This window comes from Micromonospora sp. NPDC002575 (assembly GCF_042889525.1).
Taxonomy (GTDB): domain Bacteria; phylum Actinomycetota; class Actinomycetes; order Mycobacteriales; family Micromonosporaceae; genus Micromonospora; species Micromonospora carbonacea.
This window is the reverse complement of sequence record NZ_JBIARA010000009.1, coordinates 167,389-194,310: the sequence shown is the minus strand read 5'-3', so window position 1 is coordinate 194,310 and position 26,922 is coordinate 167,389. Positions and strand designations below refer to the sequence as shown.

22 protein-coding genes are annotated in these 26,922 nt (G+C 74.6%); 5 read left to right on the top strand and 17 right to left on the bottom strand.

What is annotated here, in order from left to right; translation table 11 throughout:
• Positions 1-18: 18 nt before the first annotated feature.
• Positions 19-1,443, bottom strand: coding sequence for a type I glutamate--ammonia ligase (gene glnA, locus ACFYWL_RS16310; protein WP_386973038.1), 1,425 nt, complete (start codon positions 1,441-1,443; stop codon positions 19-21).
• 255 nt (positions 1,444-1,698) lie between these two features.
• Between glnA and ACFYWL_RS16305 the strand changes: the two genes are divergently transcribed.
• Positions 1,699-2,094, top strand: a complete 396-nt coding sequence (locus tag ACFYWL_RS16305; RefSeq protein ID WP_386973251.1) for an RDD family protein — start codon at positions 1,699-1,701, stop codon at positions 2,092-2,094.
• A gap of 42 nt (positions 2,095-2,136) precedes the next feature.
• On the opposite strand, the gene ACFYWL_RS16300 is transcribed toward ACFYWL_RS16305, so the two are convergent.
• The 6 genes from ACFYWL_RS16300 to ACFYWL_RS16275 all read right to left on the bottom strand — a co-directional run bounded on the left by ACFYWL_RS16300 (position 2,137) and on the right by ACFYWL_RS16275 (position 9,219).
• Positions 2,137-2,826, bottom strand: a complete 690-nt coding sequence (locus ACFYWL_RS16300; protein WP_386973035.1) for a DUF4191 domain-containing protein — start codon at positions 2,824-2,826, stop codon at positions 2,137-2,139.
• 51 nt (positions 2,827-2,877) lie between these two features.
• Positions 2,878-4,356, bottom strand: a complete 1,479-nt coding sequence (locus ACFYWL_RS16295) for an NAD(P)/FAD-dependent oxidoreductase (protein ID WP_386973033.1) — start codon at positions 4,354-4,356, stop codon at positions 2,878-2,880.
• A gap of 120 nt (positions 4,357-4,476) precedes the next feature.
• Positions 4,477-5,544, bottom strand: coding sequence for a lipoyl synthase (gene lipA, locus ACFYWL_RS16290; RefSeq protein WP_386973031.1), 1,068 nt, complete (start codon positions 5,542-5,544; stop codon positions 4,477-4,479).
• A gap of 757 nt (positions 5,545-6,301) precedes the next feature.
• A complete protein-coding gene (locus ACFYWL_RS16285; RefSeq protein WP_386973028.1) occupies positions 6,302-6,691 on the bottom strand; it encodes a VOC family protein in 390 nt (129 codons plus the stop codon).
• A gap of 27 nt (positions 6,692-6,718) precedes the next feature.
• Positions 6,719-7,360, bottom strand: a complete 642-nt coding sequence (gene lipB / locus ACFYWL_RS16280; RefSeq protein WP_386973025.1) for a lipoyl(octanoyl) transferase LipB — start codon at positions 7,358-7,360, stop codon at positions 6,719-6,721.
• A 29-nt stretch (positions 7,361-7,389) separates the two neighbouring features.
• Entirely contained in the window at positions 7,390-9,219 is a 1,830-nt protein-coding gene (locus ACFYWL_RS16275) for a DUF2079 domain-containing protein (RefSeq protein WP_386973022.1), read from the bottom strand.
• Positions 9,220-9,383: 164 nt separating this feature from the next.
• Here ACFYWL_RS16275 and ACFYWL_RS16270 point away from each other — a divergent pair, with 164 nt between their 5' ends.
• Complete coding sequence (locus ACFYWL_RS16270) at positions 9,384-10,625, top strand: PHB depolymerase family esterase (protein ID WP_386973019.1); 1,242 nt, start codon at positions 9,384-9,386, stop codon at positions 10,623-10,625.
• A 59-nt stretch (positions 10,626-10,684) separates the two neighbouring features.
• Here the strand turns inward: ACFYWL_RS16270 and ACFYWL_RS16265 are convergent, their stop codons facing one another.
• Positions 10,685-11,584: a TIGR01777 family oxidoreductase gene (locus tag ACFYWL_RS16265; protein WP_386973016.1), complete on the bottom strand. Its 900-nt coding sequence runs from the start codon at positions 11,582-11,584 to the stop codon at positions 10,685-10,687.
• Between the two features lie 114 nt (positions 11,585-11,698).
• Positions 11,699-12,712, bottom strand: a complete 1,014-nt coding sequence (locus ACFYWL_RS16260; protein ID WP_386973013.1) for an aldo/keto reductase — start codon at positions 12,710-12,712, stop codon at positions 11,699-11,701.
• A 53-nt stretch (positions 12,713-12,765) separates the two neighbouring features.
• On the opposite strand from ACFYWL_RS16260, the gene ACFYWL_RS16255 reads away from it, so the two are divergent.
• Entirely contained in the window at positions 12,766-13,125 is a 360-nt protein-coding gene (locus ACFYWL_RS16255) for a MerR family transcriptional regulator (protein WP_386973011.1), read from the top strand.
• Positions 13,126-13,257: 132 nt separating this feature from the next.
• Here ACFYWL_RS16255 and ACFYWL_RS16250 read toward each other — a convergent pair whose 3' ends face one another.
• The 4 genes from ACFYWL_RS16250 to lpdA all read right to left on the bottom strand — a co-directional run bounded on the left by ACFYWL_RS16250 (position 13,258) and on the right by lpdA (position 19,084).
• The gene (locus ACFYWL_RS16250) at positions 13,258-14,175 is read right to left on the bottom strand and encodes an LLM class flavin-dependent oxidoreductase (protein WP_386973008.1); all 918 of its coding nucleotides are present in this window, start codon (positions 14,173-14,175) and stop codon (positions 13,258-13,260) included.
• A 185-nt stretch (positions 14,176-14,360) separates the two neighbouring features.
• Positions 14,361-15,686 carry a low temperature requirement protein A gene (locus ACFYWL_RS16245; protein ID WP_386973005.1) on the bottom strand — a complete coding sequence of 442 codons (1,326 nt, stop codon included), beginning with the start codon at positions 15,684-15,686 and terminating at the stop codon, positions 14,361-14,363.
• Between the two features lie 137 nt (positions 15,687-15,823).
• On the bottom strand, positions 15,824-17,620 hold the full coding sequence (sucB, locus tag ACFYWL_RS16240; protein WP_386973002.1) for a 2-oxoglutarate dehydrogenase, E2 component, dihydrolipoamide succinyltransferase: 1,797 nt from the start codon (positions 17,618-17,620) through the stop codon (positions 15,824-15,826).
• 72 nt (positions 17,621-17,692) lie between these two features.
• Positions 17,693-19,084 carry a dihydrolipoyl dehydrogenase gene (gene lpdA, locus ACFYWL_RS16235; protein WP_386973000.1) on the bottom strand — a complete coding sequence of 464 codons (1,392 nt, stop codon included), beginning with the start codon at positions 19,082-19,084 and terminating at the stop codon, positions 17,693-17,695.
• A gap of 179 nt (positions 19,085-19,263) precedes the next feature.
• On the opposite strand from lpdA, the gene ACFYWL_RS16230 reads away from it, so the two are divergent.
• Positions 19,264-19,593, top strand: coding sequence for a hypothetical protein (locus tag ACFYWL_RS16230; RefSeq protein WP_386972998.1), 330 nt, complete (start codon positions 19,264-19,266; stop codon positions 19,591-19,593).
• Between the two features lie 91 nt (positions 19,594-19,684).
• On the opposite strand, the gene ACFYWL_RS16225 is transcribed toward ACFYWL_RS16230, so the two are convergent.
• Complete coding sequence (locus ACFYWL_RS16225; RefSeq protein WP_386972995.1) at positions 19,685-21,256, bottom strand: leucyl aminopeptidase; 1,572 nt, start codon at positions 21,254-21,256, stop codon at positions 19,685-19,687.
• Between the two features lie 164 nt (positions 21,257-21,420).
• On the opposite strand from ACFYWL_RS16225, the gene gcvT reads away from it, so the two are divergent.
• On the top strand, positions 21,421-22,551 hold the full coding sequence (gene gcvT, locus ACFYWL_RS16220; protein WP_386972992.1) for a glycine cleavage system aminomethyltransferase GcvT: 1,131 nt from the start codon (positions 21,421-21,423) through the stop codon (positions 22,549-22,551).
• A gap of 3 nt (positions 22,552-22,554) precedes the next feature.
• Here gcvT and ACFYWL_RS16215 read toward each other — a convergent pair whose 3' ends face one another.
• The 3 genes from ACFYWL_RS16215 to ACFYWL_RS16205 all read right to left on the bottom strand — a co-directional run bounded on the left by ACFYWL_RS16215 (position 22,555) and on the right by ACFYWL_RS16205 (position 26,745).
• The gene (locus ACFYWL_RS16215; RefSeq protein WP_386972990.1) at positions 22,555-23,874 is read right to left on the bottom strand and encodes a DUF2314 domain-containing protein; all 1,320 of its coding nucleotides are present in this window, start codon (positions 23,872-23,874) and stop codon (positions 22,555-22,557) included.
• Between the two features lie 65 nt (positions 23,875-23,939).
• Positions 23,940-24,728, bottom strand: a complete 789-nt coding sequence (locus ACFYWL_RS16210) for an adenosylcobinamide-GDP ribazoletransferase (protein WP_386972987.1) — start codon at positions 24,726-24,728, stop codon at positions 23,940-23,942.
• Complete coding sequence (locus ACFYWL_RS16205) at positions 24,718-26,745, bottom strand: bifunctional adenosylcobinamide kinase/adenosylcobinamide-phosphate guanylyltransferase (RefSeq protein WP_386972985.1); 2,028 nt, start codon at positions 26,743-26,745, stop codon at positions 24,718-24,720. The genes ACFYWL_RS16210 and ACFYWL_RS16205 overlap by 11 nt, the downstream gene beginning before the upstream one ends.
• Positions 26,746-26,922 lie beyond the last annotated feature (177 nt).

The following is a 26,922-nucleotide window of genomic DNA, read 5'->3' as shown; positions in this document are numbered from 1 at the left end:
CTCAGCAGTCCGCAGTGCTCAGCAGTCGAAGTACATGGCGAACTCGTGCGGGGTCGGGCGCAGGCGCACCGGGTCGACCTCGTTGGCCCGCTTCCACTCCACCCAGGTGGAGATCAGGTCCGGCGTGAAGACGCCGCCGTCGAGCAGGTAGTCGTGGTCGGCCTCGAGGGCGTCGAGTACCTCGGGCAGCGAGCCCGGAACCTGCTTGACCGAGCCCCACTCCTCCGGCGGCAGGTCGTACAGGTCCTTGTCGATCGGCGCCGGCGGCTCGATCTTGCTCTTGATGCCGTCGAGGCCGGCCATCATCATCGCGGAGAAGGCGAGGTACGGGTTGCTCGACGGGTCCGGCACGCGGAACTCGACGCGCTTGGCCTTCGCGTTGCTGCCGGTCACCGGGATGCGGGTGCAGGCGGAGCGGTTGCGCTGCGAGTAGACCAGGTTCACCGGGGCCTCGTAGCCGGGCACCAGGCGACGGTACGAGTTGACCGTCGGGTTGGTGAACGCCAGCAGCGACGGGGCGTGGTGCAGCAGGCCACCGATATACCAGCGGGCGGTGTCCGACAGGCCGGCGTAGCCGGTCTCGTCGTAGAACAGCGGCTCGCCGTTGAGCCACAGGCTCTGGTGGGTGTGCATGCCCGAGCCGTTGTCGCCGAAGAGCGGCTTCGGCATGAACGTCGCGGTCTTGCCGTTGGTCCAGGCCTCGTTCTTGATCAGGTACTTGAAGAGCTGGAGCTGGTCGGCCGAGTGCAGCAGGGTGGAGAACTTGTAGTTGATCTCCGACTGGCCGGCGGTGCCGACCTCGTGGTGCGAGCGCTCCACGGTGAAGCCGGCCTCGACCAGGCGGCGGACCATGCTGTCGCGCAGGTCGGCGTAGTGGTCGACCGGCGGGACCGGGAAGTAACCGCCCTTGTACGCGGTCTTGTAGCCGCGGTTGCCGCCCGGCTCCTCGCGGCCGGTGTTCCAGGCGCCCTCGATCGAGTCGATGTAGTAGAACGACTGGTGGGCCGAGGTCTCGTGGCGGATCGAGTCGAAGATGTAGAACTCCGCCTCGGCGCCGAAGTAGGCGGTGTCGGCGATGCCGCTCGCGGCGAGGTACGCCTCGGCCTTCTTCGCCACGTTCCGCGGGTCCCGCGAGTAGGCCTCGCGGGTGAACGGGTCGTGGATGAAGAAGTTGAGCGCGAGGGTCTTCTGCGCGCGGAACGGGTCGATGAAGGCGGTCGCGACGTCCGGGAGCAGGAGCATGTCCGACTCGTGGATCGCCTGGAAGCCGCGGATCGACGACCCGTCGAAGGCGAGGCCGTCGTTGAAGACGCTGTCGTCGAAGGACTCCACCGGCAGGTTGAAGTGCTGCATCACGCCGGGCAGGTCACAGAAACGTACGTCGACGAACTTCACGTCCTCGTTCTTGAGGTATCGCAGCAGTTCCTCGGGATTGGCGAACACACGTCCTCCTGGCACGTCCACGGGTGGCTGGCTGTTGGCGACGCTATGACCGTGCGGTTGCCCGGCCGTATCTGCTGTGTTTCTGTCGTGTTACGTCGCTCGCGCTGCGTCATAAGCGCCGGTCAGTCGCCGTCCGATGTCCGTTCGGACGATACCCGGCGCGGCGATGTGCCGCAGAACGACACTCTTTGCCCGGTTCGACGACGGGGCTTCCGGCCACGTACCCGTCCCTGACTACCCTTGGCGGTCGTGACCATGCCGCAGCCTCCCGCGCCGCCCGCCGTCGACCCCGCGTTCGTGCCGCCCACCCTGGGTCGCCGGTTCGGCGCCCTGGTGATCGACTGGGTGCTCTGCCTGCTGGTGTCCAACTTCTTCGCCGACCCGGTCCGCGACGGCTGGGCCCCCGTCGCGGTGCTGATCGTCGAGTACGGCTTCTTCCTCGGCCTGTTCGCACAGACCCCCGGCATGTACGTCACCCGGATCCGCTGCCTGTCCTGGGCCGACGGCGGCCGGATCGGCCTGGCCCGGGCGCTGCTGCGCGGGCTCCTGCTCGCCCTGGTCGTCCCGGCCCTGATCATGGACGAGCACCGCCGCGGCCTGCACGACCGCCTCACCGGTGCGGTGATCGCCGCCGCGCCACGCAGCCGCTGATCGCCGCGAGCCGGGCCGGCAGGGCCGCAACCGGGCCGGGCGTTAGCGGCCCCGGGTCTGCCGGAACGCGCCGCGCGGCGGGCGCATGTTCTTCGGGATCGCGCCCTTGGGCATCTGCGGGCGGGCGGTGAGCGCCTTGAGCCGCTTGTCGAGGGCGTTGACGTCCTTGCCGCTGAGGGCGCGCGGCAGCCGCATCAGCGTCATCCGCAGCTTGCGGATCGGCAGCTCACCCTCGCCCTGACCGATCACGTAGTCGTGCAACGGCGCGGAGCCGATCACCTTGGCCAGCCGCCGCTTCTCCTGCCCCAGCAGGCCGCGGACCCGCTGCGGGTTGCCCTCGGCCAGCAGGATTACGCCGGGGCGGCCGATCACCAGGTGCACCATGTCCATCTGCGTGGTCGCGCTGACCGCCGGGGACACCCGCCAGTCGCCGCGCATGCTCTCCATGATCTGCGCCGCCGCGCCGGGCTGCCCCTCGGCGGCGTTCATCATCGCCTTGTTGGACCGCAGGTTGAGCACGATCAGCAGCGCGAGCAGCGCGACCAGGATGCCCAGCGGCAGCCACAGCCAGCCCCAGAGGAGCACCGCGACCACGGTCAGCGCGAGCGGGATCAGCACCGCGCCGGCGGCCAGCGGAGCGAACCACCTGTCCTGCTTGGCGGTGAACTGGAACACCATCCCGATCTGCTTCAGCCGCTGGCCGAACGAGACCTTCTCCTGGGGCTTCGCCATGCCGCAGAGTCTAGGTGGTCGCCGCCCGCCCCGTTGATCCGCGCCCGGGAGTCAGGGGCGGCGGGGCAGCACCGGGGCGGCCCGGCCCGTGCCGTGCCGCCCGCCGGCCGACGACGCGCCCGCCTGCTCGTGGTATTCCTCCTCCACGTTCACCTCCCACACGTCGTGGCCGGCGTCGTCGAGGATGTTCTCCACGGTCAGCATCGCCGTGAGCATCGAGTGGTCCTGGTTGTTGTAGCGGTGCATGCCGTTGCGGCCCACCGGGTGCACGTTCGGCAGCGCCTCGGCCAGCCAGTCGCGCATGATCTCGACGGCCTGCTCGTACCCGGAGTCGTACACCGGGTACGCCTTCGGCATCCGCACCACGTACCCGGCCGAGACCGCGCCGGGGCGGACCAGCCCGAGCGCCTCCAGCTCGGCCGTGCCCAGGGTGACCAGGTCGTCGTCGGCCGACTCCCACAGGTCGTCGCCCTCGTCGACGAAGTATTCCAGCCCGAGGCAGGTGAACCCGTCCCGCACCAGGAACGGCGACCAGGAGCCGAAGTTCTGGATCCGGCCCACCCGTACCCCCGGGGTGTGCACGTAGATCCAGTTGTCGGGGAACCCGGCGTCGGCCGGCACCACCAGCGCCACCGTCAGGAAGTCGCGGTGCCGCAGCGCGTCGGCGGCGGCCAGCACCGGCGACGGGGCCGGCGGGTCCACGGCCCGCACCAGCTCCGGCAGCGGCATGCTGGAGATCACGTGGTCGGCCTCGACGCGGCGCTCGCCGTCCGGGCCCGCCACTGTCACCGCGACCGCCCGGCCGTCGGCCCGGTGCACCCGCGTCACCGAGGTGCCCATCGTCACCGTGCCGCCGGCCTTCACGACCAGCTCGGCGCAGCGCTCCCACATCATCCCCGGGCCGAGCTTCGGATACTGGAACTCCTCGATCAGGCTGGTGATGTCGGCGCGGGCCCGGCGGGGCAGCAGCGCGTTGCGCACCGCGCCGGCCAGGGACAGGTTGCGGATCCGCTGGGCCGCCCAGTCCGCCTGCAGCTCGGTGGCCGGGAAACCCCAGACCTTCTCCGTGTACGTCTTGAAGAACATCCGGTACAGCCGGGTGCCGAAGCGGGCCGACACCCAGCCCTCGAAGTGGCTCTGGTCCGCCGGTGGCCGCAGCCGCGCCCACACGTACGACCCGACGCAGCGCACCGCCTCGACGATGCCCAGGTTGCCCAGCGCGTTGCCGGCCCGCAGCGGGTAGTCGAACAGCTTGCCCCGGTAGTGGATCCGGCTCATCCGGGGACGCAGCAGGAAGTCGCCGTCGGGCAGCACCTCGTGCCAGAACTCCTCGACCCGGGCGACCTTGGTGAAGAACCGGTGCCCGCCGATGTCGAACCGCCACCCGTCCCGCTCGACGGTGCGGCTGATCCCGCCCACGACGTCGTCGGCCTCCACCACCTCCACGGGGGCGTTGCGTCGAGTCAGCTCGTACGCGGCGGTGAGGCCGGCGGGACCGGCGCCGATGATGACGGTGTGCGGCAGGGGCATGACTAAATTCACCACCATCGACGTATCGATGGCAATAGCCGCCCCGTTTGTTGGGACATCATCCGAACAGGTGGATCTAGCGCCCGTGGGGCGTCGCCCGGGCGCGCACGGCGTCGCGGGTCAGGCGCGGACGGCCCCGCGGGCGTCGAGGGCCTGCCGGTAGAGCCGCCCGGCCCGGTACGACGAGCGCACCAGCGGCCCGCTCATCACCCCGGCGAAGCCGATCTCCTCGGCCTCCTCGCGCAGCTCCACGAACTCCTCCGGCTTGACCCACCGGGTCACCGGGTGGTGCCGGGGCGACGGGCGCAGGTACTGCGTGATGGTGATCAGCTCGCAGCCGGCGTCGTGCAGGTCCCGCAGCGCCTGGGACACCTCGGCCCGCTCCTCGCCCATGCCGAGGATCAGGTTGCTCTTGGTGACCAGCCCGTCGGCGCGGGCCTGGCGGATCACGTCCAGCGACCGCTCGTAGCGGAACGCCGGCCGGATCCGCTTGAAGATCCTCGGCACCGTCTCGACGTTGTGCGCCAACACCTCCGGGCGCGCGCCGAACACCTCGGCGAGCTGCTCGGGGACCGCGTTGAAGTCGGGGATCAGCAGCTCCACCCCGCAGCCGGGCTGGAGGGCGTGGATCTGGCGCACCGTCTCCGCGTACAGCCAGGCCCCGCCGTCGGGCAGGTCGTCGCGGGCGACGCCGGTGATCGTGGCGTACCGCAGGCCCATCGACACCACCGACTCGGCGACCCGGCGCGGCTCGTCGGCGTCAAACTCGGCCGGCTTGCCCGTGTCGATCTGGCAGAAGTCGCAGCGCCGGGTGCACTGGTCGCCGCCGATGAGGAAGGTGGCCTCCCGGTCCTCCCAGCACTCGTAGATGTTGGGGCAGCCGGCCTCCTGGCAGACGGTGTGCAGCCCCTCGCGCGAGACGAGCCCGCGCAACTGGGTGTACTCCGGCCCCATCTTGGCCTTCACCTTGATCCACGGCGGTTTGCGCTCGATCGGCGTCTCGGCGTTGCGCGCCTCGATGCGCAGCAGGCGTCGCCCCTCCGGGGCGACCGTCGCGGTACGCGAGGCGGGGCTGGTCGTCGGCTGCTCGGTCGTCGTCGGCGTCGTCGACGCGGCGTGCTCGATCGTCACAAAACCGAGCCTACGCCCGACGGCGGCCGTCGATGAACGGGACGCGACGCCCGTCACCTCCCGTTTCCTGTGACCCCGCCCACCGCGATCGCCGTAAACCCCGTTACACCGTCGCGTCCGGCTGCTAGCGTGCCCGCAAAGCTGCGACGGAGCCGAGTAGCGCGCCGCCCCGCCAGTCCAGAGAGCCGCCGAACGCTGCGAGGCGGTCTGGCGACGGCGCGCGAAGACCCTCCCGAGCTGCGGGAAGAACGGCGCTGGCGGCGACCCTGCCCACCCAGCTCGACCACGCCCCCGTCGCCCTGCGCCATCCGCGTCGGTCGGCGGCGCTGCGCGTCGCGGCGGCGGCGGTGGCCGGGTTCCGGGCCGCGCTCGCTTCGTCGCCCGCCTGGTCGGCGCGGCCAACGTCCGCGAGGTCACGGCCTTCCCCCGCGACCTGCACCGCCTCACCCCCTGACGCGCCCGCCCCGCCTGGCGGCTACCCACGGTGACGACTCGCCGATCTCGCGGCCCATGTGACCCTGAGTGACGCGCCCGGGCTCCTGAGGTGCGGCCATCCCGGCCGCGCCTCAGGTTGAGGCTGCTGACCTGGCCTACCTTCCCCACCCCACAAGACCCGCTTCCGGCCCTTTGCTCTGCACCCACATACGCAACGGCCACCATCCGTTACCGCTGCGCATGTGGGTGCAGAGCAAAGGGGAGGGAACGGGGTGTGGGTGGGAGGGCGTCGGTCACGTTGAGTGCATAGCGTTGCGGCCCGGGACCCGCCGCGCAGACGCCCGATTCGCGCCGACCCGCGCCGCGCCGGGGGCCCGCATCAGGGGCCGAGCAGGTCCCACGGGTTGCCGGCGATGTCGCGGAAGACGGCCACCCGGCCGTACGGCTCGGCGCGCGGCGGCCGGAGGAACTCCACGCCCGCGTCGGCGAGACGGCGATGGGCGGCGTCGAAGTCGTCGACCCGCAGGAAGAAGCCGACCCGCCCGGCCGTCTGGGCGCCGACCGCCGCCTCCTGCCGTTCGCCGTCGGCGCGGGCCAGCAGCAGGCCGGTCTGCGCGCCCGGCGGGCGGACCACCACCCACCGCTTCGGGCGGCCGTCGGTGGTCTGCGCGGGGGAGTCCTCGATCAGCTCGAAGCCGAGGACCTCGGTGAAGAAGGCGATGGCCGGGTCGTACTCGGCGACGACGAGGGTGACGAGGTCGATCTGCACCCGCCGAGCCTAGAGCGTGACCCGTGCCTAGAGCGTGACCAGCGTGGGCAGGTGGCGCTCCACCACCGGCAGCACGTCGGCCACGGTGATCGGGCGGCCCAGCTCCGCGGTGAGCGAGGTGACCCCGGCGTCGCGGATGCCGCAGGGCACGATCCGGTCGAAGTAGGTCAGGTCGCAGTCGCAGTTGATCGAGAAGCCGTGCTGGGTGACCCCGCGCGCGACCCGGATGCCGATGGCGGCGACCTTGCGGGCCGGGCCCCGGTCGTCCTCGGGCACCCAGACGCCGCTGCGCCCCTCGACCCGGTCGGCGGCGAGGCCGAACTCGGCGCAGACGTCGATCAGCAACTGCTCGGTGCGGCGCACGTACGCAACGACGTCGACCGGGTCGGGCAGCTTCACGATCGGGTAGCCGACGAGCTGCCCCGGGCCGTGCCAGGTGATCTTGCCGCCGCGGTCCACGTCGACGACGGGGGTGCCGTCCAGCGGCCGGTCCCACGGCTCGGTGCGCTTGCCGGCCGTGTAGACGCTCGGGTGCTCCAGCAGCAGCACCGTGTCGCCGCGCTCGCCTGCCACCACCGCCTCGTGCAGCCGCCGCTGCTCGTCCCACGCGGCCTGGTAGTCGAGCACCCCTGCACGGACGGCGGTCAGCCCCGGAATCGTCGCGGTCACGCCCACCAGCCTAGTCCCGTACCCGCCGGTCAGGCCGGTGGCACCCGCCACAGCCACACGTCGTCGACGCGCTGCGGTGGGCCGAGCAGGGCGGTGGCGGTGCGGCGCAGGGCGTCCTCGTCGAGGTCGTACTTCGCGCCTTCCACCCGGTCGGCGAGGACCACCACCTCGACCCCCCAGTACCGCAGGTCGGCCAGGGAGAGCCGGATGCTGCCCTCGGTGACGATCGGGACGAGCCCGGTGCGGCCGGCCTGGTCCATCAGCGTGTCGAAGGTGCGCGGCGGCGGCCCGATCCGGCCCCGGCCGTCCGGGCCGCCGGGGCCGAGGAAGAACCCCGCCGGGAGGCGGAACTCACCCTGCCGGTGGGCGAGCGCGTACGCCTGCCAGCGCTGCCCGTCCGGAGTCACGTCGAGGGTCAGCGGCAGCGGGGTGAGGGTCCCGCCCGGGGAGACGTACTCCTTCCAGGTGCCGGCGGTGATGAACGCCGGCACCGGCTCGCGGACCCTGGTCAACAGCGGCGTGGGCAGCAGCGGAAGCAGCGCCGCCGCGAGGCCGAGCCCCCAGGCGGCCCGCGCGGCCCGGCGGCGCGGGGGGTCGGCCCGCAGCCGGTCGACGGTGTACGCCAGCAGCACCCCGAGCACCGGGGCCACGATCAGGGCCAGCCGGGCGGGCAGGGCGGCGTTGACCACCGGCAGGTTGTCGAGCAGCAGGAACGGCAGCGGGGTGTCGGTGTGCCGGCCGGCCCACTTGGCCCGGGGCCCCCAGGAGAGCACGGCGAACACCACGGCGGTGCCGCCGAGGGCGGCGAGGGTGGCCCGCAGGGCCCGGTCCCGCCGCCACAGCCAGCCCAGGCAGCCGGCGGCGAGCAGCAGCAGCGGCACCCCGAAGAACGAGTTCTCCTCGGTCGGGTTGGGCGCGAGCGAGGTGCCCAGCCCCGCCTCGCCCGCCAGGGACCGGCGCGGGTACGCCCCGTACGCGGCGATGTCCTCGGCGTGGATGACCGGGTCGAACCCGGTGCCGTGGAAGCGCTGCGGGCCGGCGAAGTGCAGCCACAGCGGGTACGCCAGCAGCACCCCGGCGGTCAGCGCGGTCACGCCCAGCCCGCGCGCGAAGGCGGGCAACGCGGCGCGGGCCTGCGCCCGCCGGTCGGGGTGCAGCGCCCAGATCGGCAGGAACACGCCGAGCGCGAGGGCGGTGAAGAACAGCCCCTCGGCGGCGATGGAGAAGGCGACCGCGACGGTGACGCCGAGCACGACGCCGTTGCGCAGCCAGCGCCCCGGCTCGCGCAGCGCGAACACCCGCCACAGCAGCAGCGGCACCAGCCACCCGGCGGTCCAGTTCAGGTGGGCGTTGGCGTGCGACACCATCCCGGGGGAGTACGCCACGAACAGCGCCCCGACGCCCGCCGCGAGCCGGCTGCGCACGAGCTGCCGGGACAGCAGCAGATACCAGGCCAGCGCGGTGGCGGCGAGGTTGAGGGTCAGGATCACCAGGAACGTCGCGGGCGGCCCGATCAGGTACGTCAGCGGCGCGAACACGGCCGCGTACACGGTGATCGAGGTGTTGACCGCGAGGTTCACCCCGTCGGGGACGTTGAGCAGGGTCGTGAAGAGCGGGTTCTGCCCGTGGGTCAGCGCGTGCCCGCCGAAGGCGAGCAGCCACTCGAACAGCGCCTGGTCACTGGAGTTGACGGTGATCACCCGCTGGTCGGGGCCCAGCCACAGCCCGCTGGTGACCCAGCCGGCGAGGGCCAGCGCGGCCACCGCGAAGAGCGCGTCGGCGCGCCGGTCGCGGCGGCGGCCGGGGGCGACGGCGGGGGCGGGGGGAGTTCCGGCGGCCGGGGGCGGGGAGGACGGCACGCAGCGGACGTTACCAACCGGATCTGGGCACGCCGGGGCGACACGGGCACACGTCGACGGACGCGAATGTGTGACCGGCGGCCATGTCGGCGGGAGGAAACGCGGACGTAACCTCGCGGCAACTCGGAAGTGACTCAGTTCACAATCCGCGACAGGAGGTCGTCGTGCGCCGCTCCACCACTTCGCTCACCCGGCTCGCCGGGGCGGTCGCCGGGGCCGCGCTCGCCGCGGCGGCCCTGGTCGCCGTCGTCGCCGCGCCCGCCCGGGCCGCCACCCTCACCCAGGTCACCGGCTTCGGCGTCAACCCCGGAAACCTCGCCATGTACGCCTACCGGCCCGACGGCCTCCCGGCCAACGCGCCCGCCGTCGTCCTGCTGCACGGCTGCACCCAGAACGCCGCCGGCTACGTCGCCAACTCCGGCTGGCAGAAGTACGCCGACCAGTGGAAGTTCGCCCTGATCGTGCCGCAGCAGTCCGCCGCCAACCAGGCGCTGAGCTGCTTCAACTGGTTCACCGAAGGCGACATCGCCCGGGGCCAGGGCGAGGCGGCGTCGATCGCGCAGATGGTCGCGTACGCGAAGACCACCTACGGCCTCGACGGCAGCCGCATCGCCATCAGCGGGCTGTCGGCGGGCGGGGCGATGGTCTCGGTCATGCTCGCCGCGTACCCGGAGCTGTTCGCCGCCGGCTCGGTCATCGCCGGCCTGCCCTACCGCTGCTCGCCGCCCGCCTCCACCAGCGTCTGCCAGTACAGCGGGGTCGACAAGACCCCCACCGTGTGGGGCGACCTCGTCCGGGCCGCGTACCCCGGCTACGCCGGCCGCCGGCCCCGGGTGGCCATCTGGCACGGCACCTCCGACAGTACGGTCGTGCCGGCCAACGCCGTCGAGTCGCGCGACCAGTGGACCAACGTGCTCGGCGTGGCGCAGACCCCCACCGGCACGGCGTCGCTGCCCGCCGGCACCAGCCTCGAGGTGTACGGCGACGACGCCATCCGTCTCTACCGGGTCGCCGGGATGGGCCACGGCACCCCCGTCGACCCCGGCGCCGGCGTCGACCAGTGCGGCGCCGCGGCGGCGTACTTCCTCGACACGATCTGCTCGACGTACCGCGACGCGCTCTTCTTCGGCCTCGACGGCGGCGGCGCGTCGCCCAGCCCGACCCCGACGGCCACCGCGTCGCCCACGGCCTCGCCGACGGCCTCGCCCACCGCGTCGCCCGCCCCGACCGGGTCGCCCACGTGCGTCACCGCCAGCAACTACGCCCACGTCGCCGCCGGGCGCGCCTACCAGTCGGGCGGCTACGCGTACGCCCTCGGCAGCAACCAGCGGATGGGCCTCTACAACGTCTTCTACACGTCGACGCTGAAGCAGACCGCCCCCGGCTACTGGGTGCTCGGCTGCTGACCCGCTTGATTGCAGGGGGCCCCTGCTATGCAGAAAGCGTTAGCAGGGGGCCCTTCCTTTCAGTCGTTGAGGGCGGCGTGCAGGGCGCTCGGCAGGTCCGGGTGGTGGTACGCGAAGCCGGCCCGGGTCAGGACGGCGGGCAGCACCCGGGCGCTGGTGAGCGCCTCCTGGGCGAAGCCGCCCAGGGCCACCTTCAGGGCCAGCGCCGGGATCGGCACGATCGCCGGGCGGCGCACCTGGCGGGCCAGCTCCCGGGTGAACTCGGCGTTGGTGACCGGGGCGGGGCCGACGACGTTGACCGCCCCGGCCACGTCGTCGCGGTCCAGCAGGAACCGCGCCGCGCGCAGCCAGTCGGCCATCGAGATCCACGGCAGCCACTGCCGCCCGCTGCCCAGCCTCCCGGCGATGCCCAGCCTGAACGGCAGCAGCTGCGGCTTGAGCAGCCCGCCGTCGCGGTGCAGCGGCAGCCCGGTGCGCAGCCGGACGACCCGCACCCCGGCGTCCTCGGCGGGACGGGTGGCCGCCTCCCAGACCCGGCACACGTCGGCGAGGAAGCCCTCGCCCGCCGGGGCGTCCTCCTCGACCACCCGGTCGCCCGTGTTGCCGTACCAGCCGACGGCCGAGGCGTTCAGCAGCACCGTCGGCCGGTCGGCCGCCGGCAGGCCCGCGATCGTGATGGCGAGGGTGGTGGTCGAGTCGACCCGGCTGGACCTGATCAGCCTCTGGTACGCGTCGTTCCACCGCCTGTCACCGACGCCCGCGCCGGCCAGGTTGACCACGGCGTCGGCGTCGGCGACCACCGCCGGGTCGAGCTGCGCGGCCGTCGGGCTCCACTGCCGCTCGTCGCCGGTGCGCGCCGGCCGCCGGACCAGGCGGGTCACCCGGTGGCCGTCCGCGGTGAGGTGGTCGGCCAGCCGGGTGCCCAGGAAGCCGGACGCGCCGGCCAGGAGGATCCGCATGCCCCCATCTTCGGGCACGGGAGGGTGGTTGGATGCGGTGAGCGGGATGAAGGAGCCCGCTCACCTCACGGCGCTGCCCGGCCGGTCAGCTCCCGACACCGACCCGCCAGCGGATCAGCTTCCGACGCTGGTCGGGCGCAGGTCGGCCAGGAGGCGTTCCACCTCCGCGAAGGCGTCGGCCGGCAGCGGGCCCAGGGCGAGCGTGGCGAAGTTCTCCTCCGCCTGGGCCACCGTGCGGCACCCGGGGATCGGCAGCGTCCGGTCGCTTCGGGCCAGCAGCCACCCCAGCGCACCCTGCGCGAGCGTACGGCCGTCGGCCGTCAGCGCCTGGCGCACCTCGGCGACCCGGGCCGCCCACTGCGGCGTCGGCCGGCCGTCGGTGAACCAGTCAAGCCACTCCGGGGCCTTCCCGCGCACGTCGTCGCCGCCCAGCGCCGCCGGGCTGCCCTGGTAGCGGCCGGTGAGCAGGCCCATCGCGAGCGGCCCCCGGTTGAGGCTGGCCTGGTCCAGCTCGGCGCAGACGGCGAACATCGCCGCGTTGTCCTTCAGCACCGACTGGTCGTGCTGGATCGCCGCGCAGTGCGCGCCCGCCTCGGCGAACGCCCGCGCCGAGGCCGGGAAGTCGGTGCTCCACCCGTACGCCCGGATCTTGCCCTGGGCGACGAGGCCCTCCAGGGTGTCGACGAGGTCGAGCGCGGCGGGCACCGGCAGGTCGTTGAGGTGCAACTGGTAGAGGTCGACGTGGTCGGTGCCGAGCCGGCGCAGCGACCCCTCCAGGCTCTCCACCGCGTAGGCGGGGGAGGCGTCCGTGCCGGTGGCCAGCCGGGTCGCCTCGTCGGAGCGGTTGCCGAACTTGGTGGCGATCACCACCTGGTCGCGGCGGCCCGCCAGAGCCCGGCCGAGGACCCGCTCGCTGTGCCCGGCGCCGTAGTTGCTGGCCGTGTCGAACAGCGTCACCCCCAGGTCGAGGGCCCGGTGCACGGTGCGGATCGACTCGTCGTCGTCGACCTCGCCCCACCCGTACGGCTGCCCGTCGTCGCCCCAGAGCGGCCCGCCGATCGCCCAGCACCCCATGCCGATCGCGCTGACTTCGATCCCGCTGCGCCCCAGTGTCCGTGTCGTCGTCATGCGCCCAGTTTTCTACCTGGAGCGCGCTCCAGGTCAAGCGCTACTGTGCGTCCGTGACCGGATACGCCCCCTCGGAAGCCGCCCGCCGCAGCGGGTTCAGCCTCGACACCCTGCGCTACTACGAGAGGATCGGCCTGCTCAGCGGCGTCGGGCGCACCTCGGCCGGGCGTCGGGTGTTCACCGACGAGGACCTGGGCTGGCTGACGCTGTTCCGCTGCCTGCGCGACACGGGCATGCCGATCGCCGAGATGTGCCGGTACGCCGAGCTGGCCCGCGCCGGCGAGCACACGACCGGGCAGCGCCGGGCGCTGCTGGTGCGGCACGCGGAGCGGGTGGAGGAGCAGATGCGCCTGCTCCAGCGCCAGTACGACCACCTGCGCGAGAAGATCCGCTTCTACGACACCCTGGGCTGAGCGGCGTCTTGCGAGATCGCGCTCGATCGCGGAAGCAGTGGCCTCGCGCGCCGCCGGATGCCACTGCTTCCACGATCGAGCCCGCGAGTCGGCGCGAGTCCCCGCGAGTCCCCGCGTGACCCCGCGTGCCCGTCAGGTGGCGAGGCGGCGTAGGACCGGGGCGAGCGGGTCGAGGGCGTCGGCGCGTACCACGAAGCGGGTGACGCCCCAGCGGCGCTCGTGTTCGGCGACCGCCGCGACGATCTCCTCCTCGGTGCCGATCAGCACGAACGGCGTGGCCAGCAGCTCCGGGCCGGTCAGGCCGACGGCGGCCCCCCGCTGCGCCGCGACGGCCTCCGCGTCGTCGGTCACCGCCACCGTCTGCACCAGCGCCTCCAGCGCCGGCGGCCGGGCCCGGCCCGCCGCGCCCTCGGCGACGCGGGCGAGCTGCGCCTCGATCTGGTCGGCCCGCCACCGGGCCTCGTGCCGGTGGCCGTCGTCGAGGGTACGGCCGAGGCCGGCCAGCCCCACGACGTCGGCGTGCGCGCCGGCCCAGCGCAGCAGCGTCGAGTTGGACGTGCCGACGGTCAGCGGCACGCGCCCCTGGACCGGCCGGGGCGACTCCAGCCGGGCGGCGCGCACGGTCAGCTCGGGGGAGTCGACGGTCACCTCCTCCCCGTCGAGCAGGGCCCGCACCGCCTCGGCGGCGGCGACGCAGCGGCGTACCCGGCCGGCGACGTCGGGGCGTTCCCGGCCGACCGCGCGCCACTCGGCGGGGGTGTGGCCGGCCCCGACGCCGAGGCGGGCCCGCCCGCCGGAGACGACGTCGAGGGTGGCCACGGCGGCGGCGAGCAGCATCGGCTCGCGGACGCCGAGGTTCGACACGTACGAGCCGAGGCCGATCGTCGTGGTGACCGACGCGGCGGCGGCCAGCGCGACGAACGGGTCGCCGCACGAGCCGGGGTGGTCTGCCGCGAGCAGCGCGTCGAAGCCGGCGGCCTCGGCCCGGCGGGCCAGGTCGAGCCAACCCGCCGCGTCGGTCGGGGTGGACTGGAGCGAGAAGGTGGCCATCGGCCCAGCGTCCGGCACCGGCGACCGGCGGGCAACGCGCCGGGGGCGGATTCTGCCGACCGGCGAATCCGCCGACCGCTGAATCCGCACCGGCCGGCCCGCAGCCCCCGGCCCGCAGCCCCCGGCCCGCGGCACCCGGCTGGCCCGCAGCCCCCGGTCGGCCCCCGGCCCGCCCGCGGCCCCCGTCACTCCTCGTCCGGGTCGCCGTCGTGCCAGCGTCGCCGCCACTGCGCCTCCCGCGCCTCGTGGGCCGTCCGCTCGGCGAAGACCGCCTTGCGCAGCGCGTGCCGGGAGTCGGCCATCGTCACCACCTCGACGGCCACCAGGCCGACGCAGACGCAGGTGAGCAGGATGATCGCGGCCAGCGCCGGCATGCGGCTGGCGACCGGGATCAGGGCCAGGATCAGCACAACCGTGCCCACGCGGACCCAGGTGAGGGTGCGCAGCGTGCGGAGCTGGAAGAGTATGTCGCCGGACAGATAGCAGGCCACCCCTCCGTAGAGCAGCGGGATGCCGGGGCGGTGCAGCGAATCCTCCAGCGGCAGGTGCGGCTGGCCGAGCAGGTTCAGTATCTCCTCCGCCCCGAGGGAGAACAGGATCAGCCCGGTGATCATCGGCAGGAAGAGGTAGGCGTACGCGTCGCGGGCCAGCCTCACCCGGGTCCGGCCCCGGGCGGCGTGCAGGGCGATGCGGGCCGCCGGGCCGACCACGTCGAAATGCAGCCACCACAGCGTCGCGGCCAGGACGATGGCGATGCCGGCGGCGGTGATCGCCTGCCAGCCCACGGGCCGGCTGGCCAGGTTGGTGCCGATGCCGACGGAGATCACCGACTCGCCGAGCGCGATCATCAGGATCAGGTCGTACCGTTCGGTCCAGTGCTCGGCCGAGGCCACCCCGCCGCCCCCGGTGCCGGCCAGCAGCCCGGTGGCGTACTGGGAGACGACCACGACGGCCCAGAGCCAGTCGCGGACCAGCGCGCCGTCGTCGGGGTCGGCGAACTGGGCGGGGACCAGGGCGGCGGCGAGCAGCAGCCCGGTGCTGAGCACCAGCTCCGGCGCGAGCTTCATCAGGTGCCGGCTCTCCACCGGCTCGTTCCGCATCACGTGCCAGTGGATCCACAGGTGGACGACCCGGATGACCAGGTAGCTCACCGCGACGGTGAGCGGGCCGGCCAGCCCCTGCCCGTGGGTGCTGATCGTCTGCGGCACGGTCAGGGCGAAGGCGAACACCGCGGCCATCCCGACGACCATGACCACCGGCACGAAGCCCTCGCCGAGGCGGACCCGGGTGGCGACCACGCTGTGGATGACCCAGACCCACCAGAGCACCGCCAGCACGAGGAAACTGCGCAGCAGGGTGTGGCCGGTGATGTCGGTGGCGGTGGCCCGCACGATGACGAAGAACGAGAAGACGAAGACCAGGTCGAAGAAGACCTCGAACCGGTCCACCCGGGCGCCGGGCGCGACCGCCACGGCGGGCCCGAGGCTGCCCCGCCGCCGCTTGCCGCGCACCTGTCCACTCTCGCAGCGTCCGCCGGGCAGGCGGGCGGATTCGGCGCAGCCGCTTCCGAACCGGGAGATCCCACCGGTACGCCGACGGGCGCCCCGGTCGAGGTGACCGGAGCGCCCGTCGGAGGGGACAGCGGTGGTTACAGGCCCAGCTCGGCCTCGAAGTTGCCGCCCTCCAGCCGCTCCTTGACCGCGACCAGGAAGCGGGCCGCGTCGGCGCCGTCGATCAGCCGGTGGTCGTACGACATGGCCAGGTAGACCATCGAACGGACCGCGACGACCTCGCCCAGCTCCGGGTCGTTGACCACGACGGGGCGCTTCACCACCGCGCCCGTGCCCAGCATCGCCGACTGCGGCGACGGCACGATCGGCGTGTCGAACAGCGCGCCCCGGCTGCCGGTGTTGGTCAGCGTGAACGTGGCCCCGGCGAGCTCGTCCGGGCTGATCTTGTTGGTGCGGGTGCGCTCGGCCAGGTCGGCGATCCGCTTCGCCAGGCCGCCCAGGTTGAGGTCGCCCGCCCCGTGGATCACCGGCACCATCAGCCCGCGCTCGGTGTCGACCGCGATGCCGAGGTGCTCGGCGTCCGGGTAGGTGATCGTCCCGGCGTCGAGGTCCATGCTGGCGTTGACGATCGGGTACGTCTGGAGCGCCTCGACCGCCGCGAGGGCGAAGAACGGCAGGAACGACAGCTTCACGCCGTGCCGCGCAAGGAACGAGTCCTTGGCGCGGGCCCGCAGCTTGGCGACCTTGGTGACGTCCACCTCGACGACCGTGGTGAGCTGCGCCATCTCGTGCAGCGACTGCTGCATCCGCTTGGCGATCGTGGCCCGGATCCGGGGCAGCTTCTCCGTGGTGCCGCGCTTCGCGCTCGGCTGCGGCTTCGCGGCCGGCTTCGCCGGGGCCGCCGCGGCGGCCGGCTGCGCCGCCGGGGCCGGGGCCGCCTGCGCCGCCTTGGCCTTCTCGGCCGCCTCCAGCACGTCCTGCTTGCGGATGCGGCCACCCACGCCGCTGCCGTTGACCGAGGCGAGGTCCACGCCGTGCTCGCCGGCCAGCTTGCGGACCAGCGGGGTCACGTACCCGGACGCCTCCACGCCGCCCTGGGCGGGCGCGCTCGGGCGGGCCGGGGCGGCGGTCGGCGCCGGCGGCTGCGCCTGCTGCTCGGCCTGGACCGGCTTGGCGGCGGTCTCGGCCTCCGCCGCCGGCTCGTTGTACGACGAGCCCGGGGTCGGCTCCTCGGCCTTGGGCGCCGGGGCGGGCTCGGCCTTCGGCTCGGGCTTGGCCTCGGGCTTCGGCTGGGCCGGGGCGGCGCCGGCCGCGCCGACGACCGCCAGGTCGGCCCCGACGGCGGCGGTCTCGTCCTCGGGGACCTTGATCTCCAGCAGCGTGCCGGCGACCGGGGACGGGATCTCCGTGTCGACCTTGTCGGTGGAGACCTCCAGCAGGGGCTCGTCGACCTCGACGGTGTCGCCGACCTGCTTGAGCCAGCGGGTGACGGTGCCCTCGGTGACGCTCTCGCCCAGGGCCGGCATCTTCACCGGGGTACCCTCGCCCGCCGGGGCCGGGGCGGCCTGCGCGGCCGGCGGCTCCTCGACGGCCGGCTGCTCCGCCTCGGCCTGCGGCGCGGCGGCGGCCTCGGCGGCCTCCTCGGCCGGCTTCTCCTGCGGCGCGGCGGCCCCGCCGCCACCGCCCGTGGACTCGCCCTCGCCGGCGATGACGGCCAGCTCGCTGCCCACCTCGGCGGTCTCGTCCTCGCCCACCACGATCCGGCTCAGCACGCCCGCCGCCGGGGACGGGATCTCGGTGTCGACCTTGTCCGTCGAGACCTCGAGCAGCGGCTCGTCGACCTCGACGGTGTCACCCTCCTGCTTGAGCCAGCGGGTGACGGTGCCCTCGGTGACGCTCTCGCCGAGCCGAGGCATGGTGACCGATACCGGCATGTTCTAAGACTCCTTCTTCCCCTGGTGCGATCTCGCCCGTCTGCCGCCGGACGCCGCGGAATGAGTTCTCGATCAGGCGTGCGCGTGCAGCGGCTTGCCGGCGAGGGCGAGGTGCGCCTCGCCCAGGGCCTCGTTCTGGGTCGGGTGGGCGTGCACGAGCTGCGCCACCTCGGCCGGGTACGCCTCCCAGTTGTAGATGAGCTGCGCCTCGCCGACCAGCTCGCCGACCCGCGCGCCGACCATGTGCACGCCGACGACGGGGCCGTCCTCCACCCGGACCAGCTTCACGAAACCGGCGGTCTTGAGGATCTGGCTCTTGCCGTTGCCGCCCAGGTTGTAGTTGTACGTCTTGATCTTGTCGGCGCCGTACTGCTCCTTGGCCTTCGCCTCGGTGAGGCCGACCGACGCCAGCTCGGGGTCGCAGTAGGTGACGCGGGGGATTCCGGCCTCGTCGATCACGGCCGGGTTCTGGCCGGCGATCTCCTCGGCCACGAAGATGCCCTGCTGGAAGCCCCGGTGGGCGAGCTGGAGGCCGGGCACGATGTCGCCGACCGCGTAGACGTTCGGCACGCCGGTGCGCAGCCGCTCGTCGGTCAGCACGTACCCGCGGTCCATCCTCACGCCCTGCTCCTCGTAGCCGAGGTCGGCGGTGTTCGGGCCGCGGCCCACGGCGACCAGCAGCAGCTCGGCCTCGACGGTCTCGCCGCCGGCGATGGTGACCTTGACGCCGTTCTCGGTCTTCTCGACCTTCTCGAACGGCTTGCCCACCTTGAAGTTAATCTTCCGCTTGCGGAACGCCCGCTCCAGCGCCTTCGACGACTCCTCGTCCTCGGCGGCGACCAGCCGGGGCAGCGCCTCGATGATCGTCACGTCCACGCCGAAGGACTTCCACACGCTGGCGAACTCGACGCCGATCACGCCGCCGCCCAGCACGATCGCCGAGGACGGGACCCGGTCCAGGACCAGCGCGTGGTCGCTGGTGATGATCCGCTCGCCGTCGACCTCCAGCCCGGGCAGGCTCTTCGCGTACGAGCCGGAGGCCAGCACGACGTTGCGGCCGGTGTAGCGCTTCCCGTCGACCTCGACGGCGTTCGGGGCGACCAGCCGGCCGTGGCCCTCGACGATGGTGATCGCCTTGTTGCCCTTGAGCATCCCCTGGAGGCCCTTGTAGAGGCGGGAGATCACGCCGTCCTTGTACGCGTTGACGCCGGCCATGTCGATGCCGACCAGCTCGGCCTTCACGCCGAACTGCTCCGACTCCCGGGTGGAGTCGGCGATCTCGGCGGCGTGCAGCAGGGCCTTCGTCGGGATGCACCCGTTGTGCAGGCAGGTCCCGCCGAGCTTGCCCTTCTCGACCAGCGCCACGGTCAGGCCCAGCTGGACGGCGCGCAGGGCGGTCGCGTAGCCGCCGCTGCCACCTCCGAGGATGACGATGTCGAAGGTCGCTTCGTTCGGCTCGCTCACGTCCAACTCCCAGTTCGCGTCACTGCATCGGGGGTCACGGCAGGGGTGGCACGGACAGACCCCACCTCGGTCATCTTGTCACCACCGCGCAGCGGGCGCGTAGTGAGGTGCCCAACGACACGTCCCCGACACGTACGCTTGGCACCGGTTTCGATGACGGATGGTGGGGGAGACGGGCGGTGGCGCTGTTTCGACGACGCAAGAAGGCGCGCCCGGCGGGGCGGGACCGCGCGCCCGATCGCGCCGATCTCGACCATTTGGAGAACTTCGTCCGCACCCGGCGGGGCGTCGAGGCGTTCATCGAGCCCCGCACCACCGTCACCGAGACCACGGTGATCCTCATCGCCGACGACGGGGAGTGGACCCGCCGGCGCGTCGACGGCCCCGAGGGGGCCCGCCGGTTCGCCCACAAGCTGGCCATCCCGATCTACGACGTGCGCCTCATGGGCTACCCGCAGCGGATGCGGGACTACAACGAGCGCCGCAAGCGCCGCCCCGAGCTGTACTGAGCCGCCCGGCCCGCACGCCGCCCGGCCCGCACCGGTAGCGCGCGCGGCGAAGGGTCCCCGACGGACGCGGGGACCCCTCCGCGCGACCACGTCAGCCGTTGGCGGCGACGTCCTCCACCAGGTGCACGAGGGTACGCACCGGCACCCCCGTGCCGCCCTTGGTCCAGTAGCCGGTCGCCTCACCCGAGTGGTAGCTGGGGCCGGCGATGTCCAGGTGCGTCCAGGCCACCCCGTCGGTGACGAACTCGCGCAGGAACACCCCGCCCTGCAACATGTGCCCCGCCCGGTCCATCCCGGCGTTGACCTGGGAGATGTCGGCGACGTCGGACTCCATGCCCTTGCGCACCTCGTCGGGCAGCGGCATCGGCCAGGCCGGCTCGCCGACCGCGTCGCCGGCCGCCCGGACCCGCTCGCACAGCTCCGGCGTGCCCATCACGCCCGAGATCCGCTTGCCCAGCGAGACCACCTGCCCGCCGGTGAGGGTGGAGACCTCGAACAGGTAGTCGGTGCCGTCCTCGCAGGCCCGCGCCATGGCGTCGCCCAGGACCATCCGGCCCTCGGCGTCGGTGTTGAGCACCTCCACCTTCTTGCCGTTGTACATGGTGATCACGTCGCCCGGCCGGTAGCTGGTGCCCGACGGCATGTTCTCGGCCATCGGCAGGTAGCCCGTCACCGTCACCGCCGGCTTCAGCGCGGCGATCGCCAGCATGGCCGCGCCGACCGCCGCCGCGCCGCCCATGTCGGACTTCATCTCCCACATGCCCTGCGCCGGCTTGATCGAGATGCCGCCGGTGTCGAAGGTGATGCCCTTGCCGACCAGCGCCACCCGCTTGCCGTTGCCCCCGCCCTCGGGCGTGTAGGTGAGCTTGACCAGGCGCGGCGGGGCCTCCGAGCCCTGCCCGACGGCCAGGATGCCGCCGTAGCCGCCGGCCGCCAGGGCCGCCTCGTCGAGCACCTCGACGGCGAGCCCGGCCGCGCGGGCCGCCTCGGCCACCACGTCGGCGAACGCCGGCGGGCGCAGCAGGTTCGGTGCGGTGTTCACCCAGTCGCGGGTCAGCCGGACCGCGCCGGCCACCGCGTGCGCCCGCTCGATCTCGGCGCGGGCGCCCGCGTCGCCGGCCTCCGGCACCGCGATCAGCACCTCGGCGACCGGCTCGCGCCGGGCCGGCTGCGGGCGGGTCTTGTACCCGGCGAACCGGTAGCCCCCGAGCAGCGCCCCCTCGGCCACCGCGCGCAGCGCGTCGGCGGCGTCGGCGTCGTCGGGCAGCGGCAGGCTCAGCGCCACGCGGCGCGCCCCCGCCAGGGCCCGCACCACCGCGCCGGCGGCCCGGCGCAGCGTCTCCGGCGCGGGTGCCGCCCCCGTCGGCTCGGGACCGAGGCCCACCGCCGCCACCACCGGTGCCGTCACGGTGCCCAGCGTCGCCAGCTTGATCACCTCGCCCGGCGCCCCGGTCGCGCCGAGCAGCGCCAGCGTCTCGGTGAGCTTGCCGTCGAAGGCGGCGGCGATGCTCTCGGCGCCGCTGGCGAGCAGCAGCGTGCCGGCGGGGCCGCCGGCGACGTCCTGCTCCCCGGTCTGGCTGTGCAGGCCGATCACGATCGCGTCGACGGCGAGCTCGGCGGGGTCTGTGTCGACCAGGCTGAGGGTGGTGCTGGGCGATGTCACTGAAGCTACTCCGGGCGGGCCGGGCCGGCCGCGTCGTCGCGTACCGGCGGTGAAGGTCTCCGGCGGCAACCTACCCGCCGGACGGTGGGCTGTCCCGCCGAACACCGCCGACGGGGGTCCCGCCGATGCTAACCAGCCGTTCAGCCACCGGTAAGTTGCCACCCATGACCGACGCGACCTCCGACGCCGCCAAGACCCGGCTGCGCCGTTCCCCGCTGCACGAGCGGCACACCGCCCTCGGCGCCAAGTTCGCCCCGTTCGGCGGCTGGGAGATGCCCCTGGAGTACGCCGGCGGCGGGGTGCTGCGGGAGCACGCGGCGGTCCGCACCGGCGTCGGCGTGTTCGACGTGTCGCACCTGGGCAAGGCGCGGGTCACCGGCCCCGGCGCGGTCGGCTTCGTCAACGCCTGCCTCAGCAACGACCTCGGCCGGATCGGCCCCGGCCAGGCGCAGTACACCCTGTGCTGCGACGACGCCACCGGCGGCGTGGTGGACGACATCATCGCCTACCTGCACGCCGACGACCACGTCTTCCTCGTGCCCAACGCCGCGAACACCGCCGAGGTGGTGCGCCGGCTGCGCGCCGCCGCGCCCGAACCCGTCGTCGTCGCCGACGAGCACGCCGCACACGCCGTCCTGGCGGTGCAGGGCCCGCGCTCGGCCGCGCTGCTCGACGCGCTGGGCCTGCCCACCGACCACGACTACATGAGCTTCCGCGCCGCCACCCTCGGCGACGCCGAGCTGACCGTCTGCCGCACCGGCTACACCGGCGAGCTGGGCTACGAGCTGGTGACGCCCGCCGGGCACGCCGTCGCCGTCTGGGACGCGCTGGCCGCCGCCGGCCAGGCGTACGAACTGCGGGCCTGCGGGCTGGCCGCGCGGGACACCCTGCGCACCGAGATGGGCTACCCGCTGCACGGGCAGGACCTGTCGCCGGAGATCACCCCCGTGCAGGCCCGCTCGGGCTGGGCCGTCGGCTGGGACAAGCCGGCGTTCTGGGGCCGCGACGCGCTGCGCGCCGAGAGGGCCGCCGGCCCCGCGCGTACGCTGCGCGGCCTGGTCGCCGTCGACCGGGCGATCCCGCGCCCCGGCATGAAGCTGTACGTCGGCGACGCCTGCGTCGGCACGGTCACCAGCGGCACCTTCAGCCCGACGCGCAAGCAGGGCATCGCCCTGGCCCTGCTCGACACGTCCGCCGGCCTCGCCGACGGCGACCGGGTGGACGTCGACATCCGGGGCCGCCGCGCCCCGCTGACCGTCACCCGCCCCCCGTTCGTGACCCCCTCGGTGCGCTGAGCGTCAGGCCGGGGGTCCGTCGGCGTCGGATGACCGTCCGGCCGGGGGTTCGCCGGAGTCGAGGACGGCCTGGGTCCAGCCGCCCTCGACGACGCCCGCCGCGCCCAGGACGGCCCAGTCGACGACGTCCGCCGCCTCGACCACCACGGGGGCGCCGATGCGCACCGTCGGGTCGGTGCCGGCGTCGCTGGCGCTGGTCCCGACGATCCGCTCCGGGGCGTCCCACGACGTCACGCCCGCCCACACGTACTCGGGGCCCTCGTCGCCCGGCAGGCCGTACTTGACCACGAGCTGCGACTCCGCCGGTAGCCGGCCGGCCAGGAACCGGGCCCGCACGTCGTCCAGGCCGGCCCGCGCCGTGGCGATCGCCCGGCTCATGGCGTCGCCGGGGCGGGCGTAGCGCACGTCCGGCGCGATGCCGTCGAACAGCGTGGCGCAGGCCGCCGCGAAGTATCGCCCGTCCGGGCCCGGGTGCCCCGGCGGCGGGCGCAGGCTCAGGAACGAGTCGGCGTCCGGGTCGGTGGCCGGGTCCAGCTCCAGCCGCAGCAGCACCGGCGCGGTCGCCCCGTGCTGCTCCGGGTTGCCGTACGCGACCGCGATGTCGTGCCCGGTGACCGTGGCCAGCACCGGAAGCTGCACGAACGCCGGCACCTCGTCGCCGGCCAGCCCGTCGGTCCAGGCCCGCAGCAGTCGGCGGGCGGCCCCGGTGAGCACCGCGCCCCAGGCCCGGGTGAGGTGGTCGGGCACCCCCTGGGTCTGCAACTCCAGCAGCCCGAAGCGGCGCAGCCCCTTCGTGGTGAACCACAGCCCCTCGGCGTCGGAGGAGTAGGGCACGAGCACCCAGTCGACCAGCCGGATCCGCCCCTGGTCGTCCGGCAGCGACCGCAGCGCCGTGGCCGGGTCGAGGAACTGCAGGCCGAAGACGTCCACCACGTCCCCGCCCGCGCTCTCGGCGACGGCGGCGGCGACCGCCCGCGCCGCCCACTCGTGCGCGGGCGGCCAGCCCGGCCGGTATTCCGCCTGCACCACCACCAGGTGTGTGGCCGCGGCGAGCCGGTCGAGCTGCGCCTGGCTCGCCCCGAACGCGGTCAGCAGGTCCGGCGGCAGCGCCGGGAACTCGGCGACCGGCCGGGTGTCCACGCTCATCAGCGGGCTGTCCAGCATCTGCGTCGCCAGCCCGTGCACCGGCTCGGCGAGCCGCCCGGCCAGCGCCCGCACGGCCGTCCTCGCGCCGACCTTCGGCAGGCCCACCATCGGCACCAGGTAGGTGGCGGTGAGCGACTCGGGGACCGGGACGGGCAGGAAGTCGTCGGTGATGAGCATGTGGTCCCCTGTCTGCCCCGGGCCGGCCTGTCGCCCGAAACGCTACCCGCCCCGGCGCGTCCGGATCACCGGGTCGCCGCCAGCCCCAGGTAGGCCAGCGTGGTCACCACCTCCACGGTCGCGCCGAGCACGTCGCCGGTGATGCCGCCGAGGCGGCGTACCAGGTGGCGCAGCAGCAGCACCGCGACGGCGAGCGCGCCGAGCACGGCGGCCGGCCCCTGCCACGGGCGGCCCGGCACGGCGGCGACCGCGACGAGCGCGACGGCGGCCGTGCCGACCCCCGCCGCGACCGGGCCGACGGTGCCCGCGACCAGCGCGCCCAGCCCGTCCGGCCGGGCCGCCGGCACGCCGCGCCGGCAGGCCAGGGTGACCCCGAGCCGCCCGGCCGCCGTCGCCGTCACCACGCCCGCGAGCGCCGCCGGCCACGACCGGGCCGCCAGCTCCGCGAGGGCCGCGGCCTGCACCAGGAGCACGACCACCAGCGCGGCCACCCCGAACGGCCCCACGTCCGGCTTCTTCATGATCTCCAGCGCGGCGCCGCCCCGCCGGTACGACCCCAGCGCGTCGACGGTGTCCGCCAGCCCGTCCAGGTGCAGCCCCCGGGTGAGCAACGCGCCCGCCCCGAGGGTCACCGCCGCGGCGACCAGCGGCGCGGCGACGGCCCCGACGACCAGCAGCACCCCGGCCAGCGCCGCCCCGAGCAGGGCGCCGACCGCCGGGGCGAGCGCCATCGCGACGCCCGCCGCGGCGCGGTCGACCCGGCCGGCGCGCACCGGCCAGACGGTGAACGTGGTGAGCGCCAGCCGCAGGCCGTCGCCGGCCCGCCCGCCGCCTGGGTGGGGCTCAGTCGGCACGCCGCCCGGCCGGGTCCGGCTCCGGCGCGGCCGACTCGCCGGCTCCGGCCGGCGGGGTGGGCTCGGCGGGCTCGGTGGTGGCCGGGCCCGGGCCGGCCGGCTCCGGCTCGACGAACTCCGCCGCGTCCGGGTCCCCGGCGGCGTCGCCCGCGCTCGCGGCGTCGCCCGCGCTCGCGGCGTCGTCCGGGAGCGCCGCGTCGGCGAGCGCCGCGTCGTCCGGGCCCGGGCGGGCGGGCAGCGCGGCGGCCAGCGACAGCACCGAGCGCAGCAGCGGCAGCGCGGTCAGCGCGTTCGCCCCCTCGCCGAGGTCGAGCCGCAGGTCCAGCAGGGGATCGAGGCCCAGCACGTCGGCGGCGAGCCGGACCGCCGGGTGGCCGCCGTGGTCGGCCAGCAGGCACCAGTGCCGGGCCTGCCCGGCCAGATCCCGGCTGACCATGCCGGCCGCCAGGCCGACCGGGCCGTCCAGCAGCACCGGCAGCTGGCGGGCGGTCGCGCCGAGCAGCACGCCGGTGGCCACCGCGATGTCCCCGCCGCCCAGCTCGGCCAGCACGTCCTTGGCGTCGCGGGGCGAGCGCCGGGTGCGGTGCAGGGCGTCCCGGACCGCCGCGCAGCGCCGCATCCACGCCGCGTCGTCGATCTCGCCGCCCGCCGTCACCACCCGGCCGAGCACCGCGGGCGGCTCCGCGCCGGCCGTCGCCGCGAGCACCGCCGCCGCGGCGGCGTCCGTGCCGGCACCGCACGCTGCCAGCACCAGCAGCCGTACGCCCGCCTCGGCGGCCTCCTCGGCCAGCCGCCAGCCGTACCGCAGGGCCTGCTCCACCTGCTCCTGGTCCAGGGCCGGCAGGCGCTCGATGGGCTCGGACGCCGGCGTCTCGACGACCTGGAGGCTCGCGCCGTGCTCGGCGGCCAGCCGGGCCAGCACGCCCTGCCCGGCGCGGGCCTGCGCCGCCCGCCGGGCCGACTCGCCGGGCAGGGAGCCGGCGGCGGCCCCGCCGGCGTGGTCGCCGTGCAGCAGCAGCACCCGCACGTTGTCCCAGGGCCTCGGCGTCGGCGTGCCCTGGGTGGCCGCGGCGAAGCCCACCACCCGCTCCAGCACGCCCAGCCCGGCACCGGGCACGTCCAGCGTGGCCAGCCGCTCCACGGCCTGCGGCCCGGTGTACTCGTCGGGCATCGGCAGCTCCATGCCGGGCTGGATGACCAGGCCCGTGGAGACCACCGGCAGCGCCATCGTCGGCGCGGCCCACGGCGCGCCGGCCGGCTCCGGCGAGGTGGTCGGGGTCAGCACCTGCGGCAGCGCCGCCGCGCGCTCGTCGCGCCCGCCGCCGGCCGCCGCCGCGACCCCCGCCTGGACAGCCGTCGCCTGGACAGCTGTCGCCTGGACAGCCCCCGCCTGGACAGCCGTCGTCGGGCCCGGAGCCGGGACCGCTGCCTGCGGGGCGGAGGCCACCCCGGCGCCGACGCCTGGCGCGGCGGGGGTCTTGAGCCAGCACGCCTGGCCGGCGACCACCAGGACCACCGCGTCGCAGGCGTCGGCGACCGCCCGGTTGGCCGCGCCGAGGGCGTCGGTGAACGCCCGGCCCAGCGGGGTGGTCGGCACCAGCGACAGCCCCACCTCGGGACTGACCACCACCAACCGCGCCTGGCAGGCCCGCACCGCGTCGGCCAGCTCGGCGACGGTCGCCGTGTCGTCAGCCGGCTGGTGGGCCGGGTCGAGCAGCACGGTCACCCAGCCGCCGAGGTCGTCGACGAGCAGCGTCTCGTTCGGCCGGGCCGAGGCGACGACGTCGGCCAGCCGGCGCGGGTCGTCGGCGGTCTCCTCGGTGGTCCAGGCGTCCGGTCGCCGGGCGCGATGCGCCTCCAGGCGGGCCGCCCACTCGGCGTCGGTCGGGTCGCCGGCAGCCGAGGTCGCCACGTAGCGGACCGTGGGCGCGCCGGCGACCAGGGACTCCGCGAACTCGGACTTGCCGGAGCGGATCCCGCCGAGCACCAGGACCGTGTTCCACCCGTCAACGGACATGCCCCGTACCTTAAGGCCGCCGCGGCCCGCGCCGCCGGTCGGCCCGCGCCGGTGACCACGGTTCGGGCGGACGGGCCCGGCGGCGCGGTACCGGGCGGGGCCCGCCGCGCGGCGGCCCGGCGGGCGAAAGCGGCCGGCGGGGACGCCCGGTGGAGCGGCGGGCCGTCCGGCACGGGG